The 14,663-nt window shown below is 39.3% G+C and carries 15 protein-coding genes and 1 riboswitch; of the genes, 10 read left to right on the top strand and 5 right to left on the bottom strand.

Annotated elements, in window-relative coordinates:
* The first annotated feature begins 61 nt into the window (after positions 1–61).
* The 10 genes from LKW28_RS20185 to LKW28_RS20140 all read left to right on the top strand — a co-directional run bounded on the left by LKW28_RS20185 (position 62) and on the right by LKW28_RS20140 (position 10,489).
* Positions 62–1,342, top strand: a complete 1,281-nt coding sequence (locus LKW28_RS20185) for a mechanosensitive ion channel family protein (protein WP_229142224.1) — start codon at positions 62–64, stop codon at positions 1,340–1,342.
* A gap of 70 nt (positions 1,343–1,412) precedes the next feature.
* Positions 1,413–2,291 carry a DMT family transporter gene (locus LKW28_RS20180; protein WP_229142223.1) on the top strand — a complete coding sequence of 293 codons (879 nt, stop codon included), beginning with the start codon at positions 1,413–1,415 and terminating at the stop codon, positions 2,289–2,291.
* 87 nt (positions 2,292–2,378) lie between these two features.
* Positions 2,379–2,478, top strand: a riboswitch (SAM riboswitch).
* Positions 2,479–2,568: 90 nt separating this feature from the next.
* The gene (locus LKW28_RS20175; protein WP_229142222.1) at positions 2,569–3,321 is read left to right on the top strand and encodes a cyclase family protein; all 753 of its coding nucleotides are present in this window, start codon (positions 2,569–2,571) and stop codon (positions 3,319–3,321) included.
* A gap of 55 nt (positions 3,322–3,376) precedes the next feature.
* Entirely contained in the window at positions 3,377–4,480 is a 1,104-nt protein-coding gene (locus tag LKW28_RS20170; RefSeq protein WP_229142221.1) for a 5-methyltetrahydropteroyltriglutamate--homocysteine S-methyltransferase, read from the top strand.
* A 115-nt stretch (positions 4,481–4,595) separates the two neighbouring features.
* On the top strand, positions 4,596–5,360 hold the full coding sequence (locus tag LKW28_RS20165) for an SDR family NAD(P)-dependent oxidoreductase (protein ID WP_229142220.1): 765 nt from the start codon (positions 4,596–4,598) through the stop codon (positions 5,358–5,360).
* 29 nt (positions 5,361–5,389) lie between these two features.
* Entirely contained in the window at positions 5,390–6,712 is a 1,323-nt protein-coding gene (locus LKW28_RS20160) for a Na+/H+ antiporter NhaC family protein (protein ID WP_229142219.1), read from the top strand.
* A 131-nt stretch (positions 6,713–6,843) separates the two neighbouring features.
* Positions 6,844–7,068: a DUF378 domain-containing protein gene (locus LKW28_RS20155; protein WP_229142218.1), complete on the top strand. Its 225-nt coding sequence runs from the start codon at positions 6,844–6,846 to the stop codon at positions 7,066–7,068.
* A 167-nt stretch (positions 7,069–7,235) separates the two neighbouring features.
* The gene (locus LKW28_RS20150; protein WP_229142217.1) at positions 7,236–8,291 is read left to right on the top strand and encodes a C45 family autoproteolytic acyltransferase/hydolase; all 1,056 of its coding nucleotides are present in this window, start codon (positions 7,236–7,238) and stop codon (positions 8,289–8,291) included.
* 118 nt (positions 8,292–8,409) lie between these two features.
* The gene (guaD, locus tag LKW28_RS20145) at positions 8,410–9,816 is read left to right on the top strand and encodes a guanine deaminase (protein ID WP_229142216.1); all 1,407 of its coding nucleotides are present in this window, start codon (positions 8,410–8,412) and stop codon (positions 9,814–9,816) included.
* Positions 9,817–9,940: 124 nt separating this feature from the next.
* On the top strand, positions 9,941–10,489 hold the full coding sequence (locus LKW28_RS20140) for an NADPH-dependent FMN reductase (protein ID WP_229142215.1): 549 nt from the start codon (positions 9,941–9,943) through the stop codon (positions 10,487–10,489).
* A 49-nt stretch (positions 10,490–10,538) separates the two neighbouring features.
* On the opposite strand, the gene LKW28_RS20135 is transcribed toward LKW28_RS20140, so the two are convergent.
* From LKW28_RS20135 to LKW28_RS20115, 5 genes are all read right to left on the bottom strand, one after another.
* Positions 10,539–11,750, bottom strand: coding sequence for an amidohydrolase family protein (locus tag LKW28_RS20135; RefSeq protein WP_229142214.1), 1,212 nt, complete (start codon positions 11,748–11,750; stop codon positions 10,539–10,541).
* A 5-nt stretch (positions 11,751–11,755) separates the two neighbouring features.
* Entirely contained in the window at positions 11,756–12,850 is a 1,095-nt protein-coding gene (locus LKW28_RS20130) for a hypothetical protein (protein WP_229142213.1), read from the bottom strand.
* A 278-nt stretch (positions 12,851–13,128) separates the two neighbouring features.
* Complete coding sequence (locus LKW28_RS20125) at positions 13,129–13,266, bottom strand: hypothetical protein (RefSeq protein ID WP_229142212.1); 138 nt, start codon at positions 13,264–13,266, stop codon at positions 13,129–13,131.
* A gap of 87 nt (positions 13,267–13,353) precedes the next feature.
* Positions 13,354–14,385 (bottom strand): spore photoproduct lyase, encoded by a 1,032-nt coding sequence (gene splB / locus LKW28_RS20120; RefSeq protein ID WP_229142211.1) that lies wholly within the window; start codon positions 14,383–14,385, stop codon positions 13,354–13,356.
* Positions 14,385–14,624, bottom strand: a complete 240-nt coding sequence (locus LKW28_RS20115) for a transcriptional regulator SplA domain-containing protein (protein ID WP_229142210.1) — start codon at positions 14,622–14,624, stop codon at positions 14,385–14,387. Before LKW28_RS20115 ends, splB begins: the two co-directional genes overlap by 1 nt.
* Between the last annotated feature and the right edge of the window lie 39 nt (positions 14,625–14,663).

Raw genomic sequence — 14,663 nt, 5'->3', positions numbered from 1 at the left:
TGTTATAATGGAAAATAACGAATGACACATATTCAATAATACATACCATGGAGGGGAAAGTATGAAGTTTATAAGGAAGCAACTACTAGAATATGGTATGGACCCAACGTGGGCGCATTATCTTTCGATTGTTTTAATGATCCTTTTTATCGCGCTAATTTGTATCGTGGCCAATTTTATCACTAAAAAAGTGATTATTAAAATCATCACACGTATTGTGACAAAAACCAAATATCAATGGGATAATATGCTTTTAGAAAGAAAGGTATTTAGAAGGTTATCTCATATTGTACCGGCGATCATCATTCATCGCTTTTCCACAAGCTTTCCAAACTTTGAACACCTGATTCAAATGGGCGCGAATACGTATATCATCATCGTGGGATTAATGGTTATTAGCAGCATATTAAATGCGATTAATGATATTTATCAAACCTATGAGGTGTCTAAGACCCGTCCAATCAAAGGGTATATTCAGGTTGTGAAGATTGTTGTTATCATATTTGGGGTTATTTTAGTGTTTGCGAACTTAATGGGGAAAAGTCCCCTTATTCTATTAAGTGGTGTCGGTGCGTTATCCGCGGTACTTATGTTGATTTTTAAAGATTCCTTATTGGGCCTTGTGGCAGGTGTACAGCTGACAACCAATGATATGGTTCGGGTAGGGGACTGGATTGAAATGCCCAAATATGGGGCAGATGGAGATGTAATTGATATCTCTTTAGTTACAGTGAAAGTGCAAAATTGGGATAAAACGATCACGTCAATTCCAAGTTATGCCCTTATTTCCGATTCTTTTATAAACTGGAGAGGGATGCAAACATCTGGTGGTCGAAGAATTAAACGTTCTTTATTTATCGATAAAAATAGTATTTCATTTTGTACGGAAGAAATGATAGAGAAATTTAAACAAATCCAACTTATTTCCGATTATATAACAAATAGAGAACATGAAATTGCAGAATACAATATTCAGCATGAGATTAACCTTAACAATCCGGTGAATGGAAGAGCTCTTACGAATATCGGTGTATTCAGAGCGTATGTTAGTAATTACCTACAACAACATTCTGGCATCAATCAGGAAATGACACTGATGGTTCGGCAACTAGCACCAACTGAGCACGGTTTGCCGCTTGAAATATATGCATTTTCGAATGATGTAAGATGGGCTGTATATGAAACGACACAGGCTGATATTTTTGACCATCTCTTTGCGGTTGCACAGGAGTTTGGGCTTCGCTTATTCCAAAATCCATCTGGACATGATTTGAAAACGATGATTTTAGAAGAAAGAGAAGAAAATCAGGACGGAAAGGTCCGAGGATTAGAAAATCAATGAAAGTGAAACACTCAAATTCTTATCGGGACAGTGGATCTGTCCCCCCAAGACCCTACTAGGAGAAGGAAAAATGAAAGCGAAGTTAAGTTTTATAGTGGTGATGCTGATTTTTGGCAGCATTGGTTTGTTTGTGAAGAATATTAATCTGTCCTCGAGTGAAATTGCTTTGTTCCGGGGAGCAGTTGGCAGTTTATTTTTAATTGGTGCAAGTTTTCTCGTGAAGCAGAGGTTTTCTCTTAAAACCACTAAAAAGAATCTTGTCTTGCTTCTTTTATCGGGGGCAGCATTAGGCTTTAACTGGATTTTTTTATTTGAGTCATACCGCTATACAACGATTGCTAATGCGACTTTAAGCTATTATTTTGCTCCAATCTTTGTGATGATTTTGGCACCTTTTTTATTAAAGGAAAAATGGACATGGATGAAGGGGCTCAGTATTCCAATTGCATTTTTAGGGTTACTCCTGGTTGTGAATCCCGGAGGTGAAATGGCGATTGGTACTTATAACCATCCTGTTGGGATTATGTATGGTTTACTGGCTGCGGCTCTGTACACAAGTGTCATTCTCATGAATAAATTTATTCAAAACCTATCAGATTTTGAAACTACAATTATGCAGCTTTTGACTGCTTCGATTGTTTTGTTTCCGTATGTCCTATCAACGCAAAACCTAAACTATGCTGGCTTAGGTATAAAATCATTGAGCCTGCTGCTCGTAGTAGGAATTATACATACCGGTGTCGCGTATCTGTTGTACTTTTCAGTATTGAAAAAATTAAAGGGTCAAACAATCGCGGTATTAAGCTATATTGACCCCATTTCTGCGGTGATCATGGCGGCTATCATCTTGAATGAAAGTATGGGATTTGTACAGATTGTAGGTGGAGTATTAATTTTGGGGTCCACTTTTATCAGTGAGATGAATTGGAAGCTAAGCAGAAAAGCATAGAGCTATTTTTCAAAATTATTTAAAATTGATGTTGACAATTTCCAATTGTAGGCTTAAAGTTAATTCATAATTTAATATTTCGAAATTTTCTTATCCAGAGAGGTGGAGGGACTGGCCCTGCGATACCTCGGCAACAGACGATTAAGTACTGTGCCAATTCCAGTAGCAAAATGCTAGAAGATAAGAAGAGCAGGTCGTTTCTATTTGTCTATTAAACCCTCTTCTTATATTCAAGAAGAGGTTTTTTTGCATTTAAAATTATTGATGAGGTGATTGTATGTCAACGGTAAGAACAGAAAATGAATTATTAAAAGCTTTTGACATTCTGAAAAGTAAGGAATGGGTTGATCTTACACATACGTTTGGTCCAAATTCTCCCCATTTTTCAGCTTTTCAAGATGCGGAATTTAAAACACTTTTCACACATGAAGATGGATTTTTTGCACAAAGCTTCACTTTCCCGGGACAGTACGGAACCCATATTGATGCGCCAATCCATTTTGTTCCGAACCAGCGTTATTTAGAGGAACTGGAATTAAAGGAACTTGTGCTACCCCTTGTGGTGATTGATAAGTCAAAGGAAGCAGAGGAGAACCATGATTTTTCTTTAAGCGTTGATGACATTCTAAAATTTGAAGAAGAACATGGAGAAATTGAAGCAGGTACATTTGTGGCATTGCGGACAGACTGGAGCAAGCGTTGGCCAAACAAAGAGGCATTTGAAAATAAAGATTCTGAGGGTAATAGTCACGCACCTGGTTGGGGAATTGAGGCCTTAAAGTTTTTATTTGAGGAAAGACAGATTAAAGCTGTTGGCCACGAAACATTTGATACAGATGCAGCAATTGATTATCGAAAAAATGGCTCATTAATTGGTGAATACTACGTGCTTGAGCAGGATACATTTCAAGTGGAATTATTGAGTAATCTTGATAAAGTACCGGCAAAAGGAGCAGTGATTTTCAATATTTGTCCAAAGCCCGAAAAAGGAACTGGATTCCCAGTACGCTCATTCGCTATTTTGCCATAAAAGCTTTTGAATTCAAAACTAATAAAATAATGGACTAAAAGGAGAATAAAATAAAATGACAAAAACATTAGTAAAAGCACCATTTCGTGCAGATCATGTAGGAAGTTTACTGCGTCCAGAAAGAATTCATCAGGCAAGAAAGGATTTTCAAGCAGGGGCAATCACTGCAACAGAACTTCATGCCATTGAAACTGAAGAAATTAAAAACGTAGTTGATAAACAAATCGAAATTGGCTTACAAGCTGTCACAGATGGTGAGTTCCGCCGCCGATTTTGGCACACAGATTTTTTAGAGCATTTAAATGGCGTTGAGGGCTATGTTCCGGACACTGGGTTTAAATTTAAGGGTGAGGAGACGGAACGCTACGATGTGCGTGTTATTGGAAAAGTTTCATTTAATCAGGATCATCCCCATATTAAAGATTTCAAAGAGTTTAAGGAAATTGTGGGTGACCGTGCGATAGCGAAACAAACGATTCCAAGTCCAAATCAACTTTTTAACGCTGGAATCCGTGACAAAGAAATTTACCCGAACCTTGATGAATATGCTAATGATATTATTCGAACATATCGTAATGCAATAAAAGCATTTTACGAGGCAGGCTGCCGTTACCTGCAATTAGACGATGTGTACATAGCAGGTTTGAACGCACCGGAAATTCCATTTAATGATAGTGGTGCGACTCGCGAGGAATTAATCGAATTGGCATTAAAAGTGGCAAATGGAGTACTTGAGGGAAAGCCAGAAGATTTAACAATTACGACTCATCTCTGTCGCGGAAATTACCGTTCAAATTGGGCATTTGAAGGCAGCTATGCTAAAATCGCGCCAACTTTATTTGCAAAAGAAAAAGTGAGTGGCTTTTTCCTGGAATATGATGATGATCGTTCAGGGGACTTTACTCCACTAGAGTATATCCCAAATAACGGTCCACGTGTTGTACTTGGTGTATTTACATCAAAACGTGGAGAATTAGAACCGAAAGAAAACATCATCGCACGCGTAAAAGAAGCATCACAATATGTACCACTTGATAACCTATGCATCAGCCCGCAATGTGGTTTTGCTTCAACCCACCACGGCAATATTTTAACGGAAGAAGAGCAATGGGCGAAATTGAAATATATTGTTGATATTTCAAAAGAGATTTGGGGATAAAAGGGAAGGAGGGACAGTGTACCTGTCCCTTCGACCCAATTTTTTTGAGAATTAAACCGAGTAGTCGCACAGGAATACCGTTATATATATCATGATGGTATGGAGGAATTTAGGTATGTATTGTATGGATCTAACAGGAAAAGTAGCCATTGTAACGGGTGGTGCACAAGGAATCGGGAAAGCGATTGTGGATGCTTTCTTGGAGTGTGGAGCGAAAGTAGCTGTTGCAGATAGCAAAATAAATACGGAAAATACCAATGAACAGCTAGTTTACTTCCAAACAGACGTAACAAAAAGCGATCAGGTTGAAAAAACGGTTCAACAAGTAGCGGGGCATTTTGGGCGTTTAGATATTTTGGTAAATAACGCAGGAATTTCTAAAATGGATTATGCCATTGATATAAAAGAAGCGGATTGGGACCAGGTCATGGATGTGAATGCTAAGGGTGCATACCTGTTTAGCCAAGCAGTTGGACGAATCCTAAAAGAACAAGGACAAGGAGGAAAAATTATCAATTTATCCTCTCAGGCAGGGAAAAATGGGTACCGATTAATGGGGAGTTATGTTGCTTCTAAACATGCGGTCCTTGGTTTGACGAAAACGATGGCAATAGAATTGGCTCAGGATGGCATTAATGTAAATGCGGTTTGTCCTGGTATCGTTGAAACAGATATGAAACGAAATGAAAGAGTGATTGGCGGAAAGCTAAGAGACCTAGATGCCGAGCTAATTAGACAAGAAGATTTTTCCCAGGTTCCATTGGGAAGAACGGCTGAACCCCAAGATATTGCGAATGTTGTAGTATTTTTAGCCTCAAAATTCTCGGACTATATGACAGGTCAAGGGATTAATGTTACAGGTGGAATGACGATGCACTAATCTGGATACATAAAAAGGAGTTGTTAGAAATGACTGATGAAAAAAAAGGTAGCCTATCTGCGCTGCTTCCATTACTTATTTTTGTTTTATTATTTGTTGGCACAGGGGCAATTTCCGGTGATTTTTCAAATATGCCTTTAAATATAGCGATTATTATTGCTTCTGCAATTGCATTGGTGATGAATCGGAAGGAAAAATTATCAACGAAAATTGATATATTTACAAAAGGTGCTGGACACCCCAATATTATGCTATTGGCAGTTATCTTTATTTTGGCGGGTGCATTTGCTGAAACGGCAAAAGGCATGGGGGCTGTGGAGTCTACCGTAAATTTGGGGTTAACCTTCATTCCTAGTAATCTGTTAATGGTAGGGTTATTTATTGTGGGTTGTTTCATTTCGATATCAATGGGGACATCGATGGGAACGGTTGCTGCACTTGCGCCAATTGGCATTGGCATTGCAGAACAAACTGGAATACCGTTGGCTTTAGCAATGGGCACAGTCATTGGTGGGGCGATGTTTGGAGATAACTTATCAATGATTTCTGATACTACAATTGCAGCGGTTCGAACACAGCAAACGAAAATGAGTGATAAATTTAAAACGAACTTTCTAATTGTTTTACCTGGTGTTATTGTTACTGCTATTATTCTTTGGTTAGCTACATCTGGGAACAATGCCGAAGCCTTGGGGAGTTACTCATATGAATTAATCAAAGTAGTTCCATATCTTGCCGTACTTCTTGCAGCATTATTAGGGGTGAATGTACTAATTGTTCTGCTCGGTGGGACCATTTTTGCAGGGATTATTGGTTTATTGGATGGTTCTTACACACTATCTGGATTTATAAAAGCTGCTTCCCAAGGCGTCATTAATATGGAGGATTTGGCGATTGTTGCGATCTTAATCGGTGGTATGATTGGGATCATCCAGCATAATGGTGGTATACAATGGCTATTAAATTTTGTTACTAGTAAAATTAAAACGAAAAAAGGTGCTGAGTTTGGAATTGCTGGATTGGTCAGTGCAACTGATTTAGCGACTGCAAACAACACCATCTCAATTATCATCACAGGTCCGTTAGCTAAAAACATTGCTGATGAATATCAAATTGATCCAAGAAAATCTGCAAGTATCCTTGATATATTTTCTAGCAGCTGGCAAGGCCTTGTTCCATATGGCGGACAAATGCTAGTAGCATCAGGGTTAGCAGCAATTTCGCCAATTAGCATTCTGCCATATTCCTATTATCCAATTGCTCTATTGATATGTGGTATTATTGCCATTCTAATTGGTTTTCCGAGATTTGAACAAAACAAAGCTGAAAAAATAAAAAAAGAAATAGCATAACAGTTTTTCCATTTATCCATTATGGATTACATTTAGGGCAGAAATCTTGATAGAATTTTTTGTCATTAAATGTATATTTTGTTTTTTAATTGCAAAACCTAAAATTACTACATATAAGGAGCGATTTAACTATGAGTGGATTACAACGTTTTGCGCTTGCTTTAGTAATTATTGGGGCAATTAATTGGGGACTCATTGGTTTCTTTCAATTCGATTTGGTAGCAGCCATTTTTGGTGGACAGGATTCGTTAATGTCTCGAATTGTGTACGCTTTGGTGGGGTTAAGTGGTTTATACACTCTTATGCTTCTTTTCAAACCTGACCGAGAAGTTGAACCAAGTACTAGCAGAACTTAATTGAAATGAATAAAAGAGACCTAAAATAGATCAAGCCACATGGTTTGATCTATTTTACATTTAGGGGAAAAATAAGAAAATATTCATGATGGTATAATAGGAAAGAATAAAGTATGCCATTATTGAAGGGACATTGACCTGTCCCGTATCCCTGGGAGGATTCGTAGATGAAAAGGATTTTTGCTGACGTGATTCAGTTTCGGGGAACGTATTATGATTTCGGCTATATGCAGGGGAAACTGCTTAAGGATTCATTTCTAGTGAGAAATCGCGAGCAACAGTGGAAGGTAAGAAAACCGTTATTTCGAATCGATGTAGAAGAGACGAAACAAGTATTTGAACGATTGGCCCCGTTTATGTGGAACGAGTTTTTGGGGCTCCAAGATGCATTGGAATGGTCGATGGAGAAGGTCTTGATGGAATTTGGAGGATATCGGGTGAATATCAGGCCCTCCGGGTGTTCGATTTTGGTAGGAGAAAACTATATGATCCGGAATTACGATTATCATCCAAAGACCTATGATGGCCGTTTCGTTGTTTTTCAACCGACAGATGGTGGGCATTCAACCCTTGGCTTAACACAAAAAATTACTGGAAGATCTGATGGGATGAACGAAAAAGGGTTAGCGATGGGATATACCTTTATGAACCGGAGAAGACCAGGAGACGGATTCGTTTGTCATATGATTGGACGACTTATTCTTGAGCTATGTGCAAATGTAGAGGAAGCAGTCAAGCTGGTAAAGGAAATTCCGCATCGAGGTTCTTTTAGCTATGTTTTATTTGATTCTTCTTGTGAGATGCCTTCAATTGTAGAAACGTCCCCAAGAAGAGTTGAGGTAAGGCAAGGAACTACTTGCACCAATCATTTTAAAATCTTAACCGTAGAAAATCGCCGTGTCCTTGATGATTCGAACAAAAGGATGCAAGCAATTGAAGAAAAAGAACATTTAAATGGGCATGAGGCGTTTCGACTTTTAAATGATTCAGATAAAGGGGTTTTCTCGAAGCTCTATGGGAGCTGGGCGGGAACGATTCATACGTCTGCCTATTTTCCAGAAAAACTAGAAGCATGGTGCGCTCTCGGTGGGGATCAGGAACCTACTAGATTTGATTTTGCCGATTGGCTAAAGGGAACAGATTTTCCGATTACAAAAATCGAAGGGGCAGTTGATACAGAAATACCTTTTGTGAATATGGAAAAGGCAGATTGGTATAAATAAAATTTTTAGGACAGGTTTATTATTCTGTCCTTTTTTCATTTTGGAAAGCCCAATTTCCAGACATTCATTTTGGGCTATATATGGTATAATGACGAAAAAATGGGTGTAGGTGACTTCGATGACAGAATTTGCACATGTGTTTCACGGAACAGCTTTCACAAGCCGTTCCCCAAAGGAAGTAGAGGTTCTGAAAGACCATCTATTTTGTGTGAATGAAGATGGGATGATTGAAAAGGTGATTGGGCCTGAGCATAGAGAGTATCAAGAACTGTTAGATACCTATCAACATACAAGTAGCTACCAAAAGTTAGCAGACGGTCAGTATTTTTTACCGGGTTTTATTGATCTGCATGTTCATGCCCCACAATGGGCGCAAGCTGGTACGGCATTGGATATTCCGCTCTATGATTGGCTGAATACATATACCTTTCCCATTGAGGCAAAATTTGAAGATATTGGATTTGCAAAAAAAGTGTACAACGATGTGGTTGAAACACTCCTTGCAAATGGCACGACAACGGCACTATATTTTGCAACGGTTCATAAAGAAGCAAGCCTTCAGTTGGCAAAACTTTGTGCTGAAAAAGGTCAGCGTGGCCTAGTTGGTAAAGTGGTGATGGATAACCCAGATCAAACCGAGGCGTTTTATCGGGATCATGATACAAAAACAGCCTTAGCTGAAACGGAAGAGTTTATTTTAGCTGTTAGAGAATTAGCGAAAACAACAAAGCAGGGTGTCTATCCAGTGGTTACTCCACGATTTATCCCGAGCTGTACGAATGAAGCGCTACAAGGCTTAGGGGAACTAGCAGCGAAATATGATACGCATATCCAGTCGCATTGCAGTGAAAGTGATTGGGAGCATGGGTATGTCAAGGAGCGCTTTGGTAAACACGATGCTTTTGCACTAAGTGATTTCGGGTTATTGAGTGAAAAGTCAGTAATGGCACATTGCAATTTTTTATCTGACGAAGATGCAGATTTATTTGCCGAAAAAGGTACTGCGGTTTGTCATTGTCCGATCTCCAATGCCTATTTTGCCAATAGCGTAATTCCGATTGCACGTCTTCAATCAAGAGGAGTAGAAATTGGCTTGGGTTCAGATATTTCAGGTGGATTTTCTCCAAGCTTATTTGATAATGTAAAGCAGGCCGTCGTTTCTTCCAGAATGCTAGAGGATGGAGTAGATTCGAAACTACCAGCAATTGAGCGCGGTGTACCTGAATCACGTATAACCGTGGATGAAGCCTTTTATTTTGCAACCGCTGGTGGTGGTGAAAGCTTAAGCCTCCCGATTGGCCGCCTTGCCGAAAACTATGTGTGGGATGCACAAATGATTGATACCACCGTGGAAACTTCCAAGCTTCCACTTTACGATCCAGAAGAAAAATTACATGACATCTTCCAAAAAATTGTCTACTTGGCCAGACCAGAAAACATTCGCGAGGTCTGGGTTCAAGGAGAAAGGGTTTTGGATAGAGGGACAGGTTCATCGTCTCACAAGAAAAACATCGAAAAGGAGTAGAAGCTTGTCGATGTTTTTTTATCTGGAAATACGTGTTGGTACTTGAGCACTGTGTTTGAAAAATGGAACATATTGCTATAATGTGGAGATATTAATGATTTTTTCAACTAGGGAGGTAAAAGGGATGAACATCGTAACACTCGTAGGAAGCTTAAGAAAAAGTTCGTTCAATATGCAGATTGCAAAGACCATGCAAGAACGATACAAAGAAAAATTAAACATACAAATCGCCGATATCGGTGCTTTACCTCATTTTAATCAAGATGACGAATTAAATCCGCCACAGGTCGTCAAAGACTTTAAGGCATCGATTGCAAATGCAGATGGTGTCATCATTATTACACCGGAATACAACTGGTCCGTTCCTGGCGTGTTAAAAAATGCTTTGGATTGGACATCACGTGTGGAGCAAGTATTCGTTGGCAAGCCGGTAATGACACTTGGTGCGACACCTGGGATGATGGGAACAATCCGCGCTCAATTGCATTTAAGAGATATTTTAGTAGCGCCTGGTATTCAGGCAAATATACTGCCCCCAGGCGCAAATGAAATCTTGATAAATTTTGCAAGTCAAAAAATAGATGGAGAAACAGGGCAATTGGTCGATGAAACAACACTTGGCTTCTTAGACAGTAAGGTTGATGCATTTGTTGATTTTGTGAAACAAGTATAAAGGAAAAACGTCTGCCCACTGATAATAATAAGTGCGCAGACGTTATTTTTTATCCGCGATCGATGACTTTCAAGCCTTTATAAAACACCTTTTTTATTTGCTCTACATCGGTTATTTCAATTCCCGGTATCCCCTCAGCGACCAATAAATTTGCCTCAAGACCCGGTTCCAGCCTGCCAAATTGTTTTTCTTTTCCTAGAATCCTTGCTGGGTTAGAGGTTAATAATGCAAGTACCTCATTTTCGTTGTAACTGTTTTTCAAAAGCTTCATAGAAGGGCTGGCAATCAATATTAGTGAATCAGGTCCCTTTAACGAACGGTCCTGAAAAGCCAGCCACGCAACCCCAGGATAAGGTGGAAGATAGGCATCTGTTGATATCGAAACGGGAATGTTCTTTTCAACTAACCTCACAATTTCTTCCGGAGAGTTAGGTGATAGATGTGTTCCCCCCATTGGGGTGGCCACGATTTGGATTCCTTTTTCTGCAACTTTATCAATCTGCTTATCTGTAATCCCATGGGCGTGGTGTAAGACATCGAAACCTGCTTCAATCGCCATTTCGATTCCCTCTTTCCCCGCAACATGGCACCCAATTTTTTTACCTGCACTGTGATAAATCGAAACAATTTCCTTTAGTTCCTGGGGTCTATAAATAATTTCTCCGGCCCTTGGTACTACGTCTTCTGTAAAATTGGCCGGGGTGGCATTGATAAAAAGATTTTCGCCAGGATAATCACTGTTTTCAGCCATTTTTTTTATAAGACTAGGAGAAGATAAATCACGTTGGGAAACTGGAGTTGATCCGGTAATTGATGTAAAATGTGCAAGTTCTTCAAAGCCAATCGAGATGCTCGTCGTCGCAAACGAAATATCCATTGGAAAATCGGCAACTGAATCCCGATAATCTTTTATTGAAAAATTACATAATGGATGACCGCAGATTTGCTCTCCTAAAGCTGTGATTCCTGAGGACAAAGCCGTAAAAAGAATTGCTTTTCCAGCTAAAAAATGTGTCTCAGGGGTTACTGGATATAGGGAAGTAGGAGCAAATTCAAGTAAATGTGTATGGCAATCGACAAGTGATGGTGTAATAACTTGGTTTGAGCAATCAATTACTTCAATTTCAGGGAATTGTTTTATTAAATTCTCCCATGGGCCGACTTCTTTTATAATCCCATCCTGTATCAGCAATGCCCCGTTTTCAATCGTTCCGGCATTTGAAACTGTAACAAGCTTTTTACCACGAATTATATACTTCATCTACATCACACCAAAAATGGAGTAAGCCAGTAGCCAAGTGCACATGCTGTGGCAATACGGATGATGAGTCCGATAACAGCCGCGCCAAGTGTTTCTTTTTCCGTAAGGTCTGAAGATTCGGCCCATGTTACTGGCACCTGACCAAAGATGACCGATAGAGGTAACCCCGAATTGGCAAGAACAAAAGAACCAACGATTAATCTTGGATCAATAGTTGCGGCTACATCCGCAAGTTGTGCGACTGCTAATGTTGGTGCGGCTAGAACGGAGACGATTCCGGTAGAGGGCTCGATACTTAGGAAGGTAAGGCTTGATGAAAGGCCAGCTTCGATAAAACTCCAGACGCCTGCAAATTTTAAAGCACCAATGAAGAAGAATACTGCCGCTACCGCAGGAATGATGATGAGGAAAAGAAGCTCTGCTCCTTCTCTAGCCGATGCAAAAATGGTGTGTAAGAACCTTGTATTTGGTGTAAAACGAGGTAATTCTGTGAGTTCAACTTTTTTGGTATCACGGTATAGCGTTCTAGAAAGCAGGAAAGGAATAACAATAATTGGCACAAAGATTGCTAAAATCACCAACGGAAAAGCATTAATTCCAAAAACGGAAAGGGCGATAAGGCCAAGTACAAAGGTTGCGAAGGATTGTGGTGACTGAATCATGGTTGCTACGGCTATTTTTTGTTCAGCCTTTGTTGCTTTTGCTTTTACTAAAATAGGTCCAGAAATTTTTCCAGCAGCATTAATATCACCAAGGATATTATATACACTTGGAATGATAACCGAAGGATTGATTTTGAACCACTTCATAATTGGAACAAAAAGTCGAATTAGCCCATCCGTAAATCCCAGTCGTTCTAGAATGCGTCCAACGATTACACTGACAATAATCGCAATCCCTATTTCACTAGTCAGAAAAACATCTACAACCACAGGTTTGACTTCTTTAATGATGGTGTCGAATAGCTGCGACATTGAATTTGGAGCAAGTAAAAGAAGAACCAATAATCCGAAAACTAAAATAACGCCAACAATTTCCCACATCTGCCATTTAGACCTAGATTCTTTTGGCATTTGTGGAGTTTTATTTTCCCCCTCCATAAGATAACCTCCAAACATATATTTATCATAATCAGCTTATGCCTAGAGAAAAGAGAAGTGCATGTACCGCGATTACAGGGGAGTCAGTGTACAGAATTTACTTTTCCTAGTACACAAAGTCTGTCTCTTTTCAGAATAATAAGCACATCTCCTATGCAAGCGGAAGAAGTGATCGATTCAAGCCGAAGACATGCGGAACAAATAAAAAAATTATTACAAATTGATTGAACTAAATAACACACCTACCATTTTTGTGTAGGTGTGTTTTAACATTTCACTTATTTGTTCGCTCTTTTCGCGTTAGGATCAACGCTATTTCCTCCGTAATCTGGAACATGGCTTGCGTGTTCTTTATGGTACTGTGAACCAGAGCCAACATCACTGTTGCGTTGGTTGTTCTTTTTTTGCTTTGCCATTTTTTTCACCTCTTGAAATTTGTTTGGGACAATGGACCTGTCCCCGCGTCCCATAGGAACTCGTGTCCCCAGTATTGTTACCTTGGTTTATGTGAAGTATTCTAGCTTTGCTTCTGGAAAGAATTTTTCCATGTAGGAGTACAGGTGTTTCTTGATATCTTCTTCTTCATCCTTTTGATAGATATATTTTCCGATTCCATATTTGCCCCATTTATATCTTCTTTTTTCTTCGTCTAATTCTAGTTTGGTCATCGGGTAGTTTTTCTCGATGACTCTTTTTGCCGGTTTTGTAAACCGATGTTGAATGAATTCAAAGGTTAAGTCCTTTTTTGCTTCCGATGGCAGCTCGGCTGCTAGACGTTCGAACATCTTATAATATCCATCTTCCCATCCTTCATGAAGGTATATGGGGGCTACGATAAATCCAAGTGGATACCCGGCTCTCGCTACTTTACCTGCCGCTTCAATTCTTTTCTCTAATGGGGAAGTTCCTGGTTCAAAATTTTTTATAATAAAATCAGCATTCACGCTAAAGCGAAACCTTGTTTTTCCATTATGTTTGGCATCTAGTAAGTGATCAACGTGATGAAATTTCGTTACAAATCTTAGTTTCCCTAGTTCCGAGTTTCCGAAGTGTTCTATAGCTCTTTTAAGAGTATGGGTAATGTGATCAATTCCAACGATATCGGATGTACACGATGCTTCAAACCTTGTGATTTCAGGGGCGCGTTCCTCCATGTATTTATCAGCGGCCTCTAAGATTTCCTCTACATTTACATATGTACGAATATATGGCTTAGATCCCATCGTTGTTTGTAAGTAGCAATAATGGCAATGCCCCATACAGCCAGTCGCAAAAGGAATCGCATATTCTGCTGATGGCTTCGAGGTATCAAATTTAAGGGTTTTCCGAATCCCGACTACAAGGGTTGATTTGGCAACACGATACTTTTGAAAATCATTGTCACCAGGCAGGTTTCTGATTTGATTGTGTGAAGTGGTATACCGAATTTCAACGTCCATGTTTTCAAATTTCTTGAGAAGTTCTTTTCCTAATGGGTATTCTAATGCGTTTGGTTCAAAATAAACAAGCTTTGGTAAGAATGGTGGTCTGTCCATTAATCCAATGTCCCTTCTGTGTAATTCCCGTAATAATAGTCATAGGCTTGGTTTGCTTCCGACTCAGAGGAATAAACAGCAACCTCGTCTGATAATGGGTAATACGTTTCATACAAAAACAGGGCCAATTCATTCGGTTTCTCAGGGTTATTTACAACAGCAGCGGCCTGTATATTGGCTACATCCTGTGTATGAGGATTTCGATAAAATACATAAACCACATCTCCAGCTTGATACATTTGACATCACCTTCCAATTTGATAAAAAAACGTGTAAAT

Source organism: Bacillus sp. REN16 (genome assembly GCF_020731355.1).
Classification (GTDB): Bacteria; Bacillota; Bacilli; order Bacillales; family Bacillaceae_L; genus Ferdinandcohnia.
This window is presented reverse-complemented; position numbering and strand designations above follow the sequence as displayed.

Coding starts and splice junctions, on each gene's coding strand:
- LKW28_RS20185 (WP_229142224.1), top strand. CDS start 62: ATGAAGTTTATAAGGAAGCAACTACTAGAATATGGTATGGACCCAACG.
- LKW28_RS20180 (WP_229142223.1), top strand. CDS start 1,413: ATGAAAGCGAAGTTAAGTTTTATAGTGGTGATGCTGATTTTTGGCAGC.
- LKW28_RS20175 (WP_229142222.1), top strand. CDS start 2,569: ATGTCAACGGTAAGAACAGAAAATGAATTATTAAAAGCTTTTGACATT.
- LKW28_RS20170 (WP_229142221.1), top strand. CDS start 3,377: ATGACAAAAACATTAGTAAAAGCACCATTTCGTGCAGATCATGTAGGA.
- LKW28_RS20165 (WP_229142220.1), top strand. CDS start 4,596: ATGTATTGTATGGATCTAACAGGAAAAGTAGCCATTGTAACGGGTGGT.
- LKW28_RS20160 (WP_229142219.1), top strand. CDS start 5,390: ATGACTGATGAAAAAAAAGGTAGCCTATCTGCGCTGCTTCCATTACTT.
- LKW28_RS20155 (WP_229142218.1), top strand. CDS start 6,844: ATGAGTGGATTACAACGTTTTGCGCTTGCTTTAGTAATTATTGGGGCA.
- LKW28_RS20150 (WP_229142217.1), top strand. CDS start 7,236: ATGAAAAGGATTTTTGCTGACGTGATTCAGTTTCGGGGAACGTATTAT.
- guaD (WP_229142216.1), top strand. CDS start 8,410: ATGACAGAATTTGCACATGTGTTTCACGGAACAGCTTTCACAAGCCGT.
- LKW28_RS20140 (WP_229142215.1), top strand. CDS start 9,941: ATGAACATCGTAACACTCGTAGGAAGCTTAAGAAAAAGTTCGTTCAAT.
- LKW28_RS20135 (WP_229142214.1), bottom strand. CDS start 11,750: ATGAAGTATATAATTCGTGGTAAAAAGCTTGTTACAGTTTCAAATGCC.
- LKW28_RS20130 (WP_229142213.1), bottom strand. CDS start 12,850: ATGGAGGGGGAAAATAAAACTCCACAAATGCCAAAAGAATCTAGGTCT.
- LKW28_RS20125 (WP_229142212.1), bottom strand. CDS start 13,266: ATGGCAAAGCAAAAAAAGAACAACCAACGCAACAGTGATGTTGGCTCT.
- splB (WP_229142211.1), bottom strand. CDS start 14,385: ATGGACAGACCACCATTCTTACCAAAGCTTGTTTATTTTGAACCAAAC.
- LKW28_RS20115 (WP_229142210.1), bottom strand. CDS start 14,624: ATGTATCAAGCTGGAGATGTGGTTTATGTATTTTATCGAAATCCTCAT.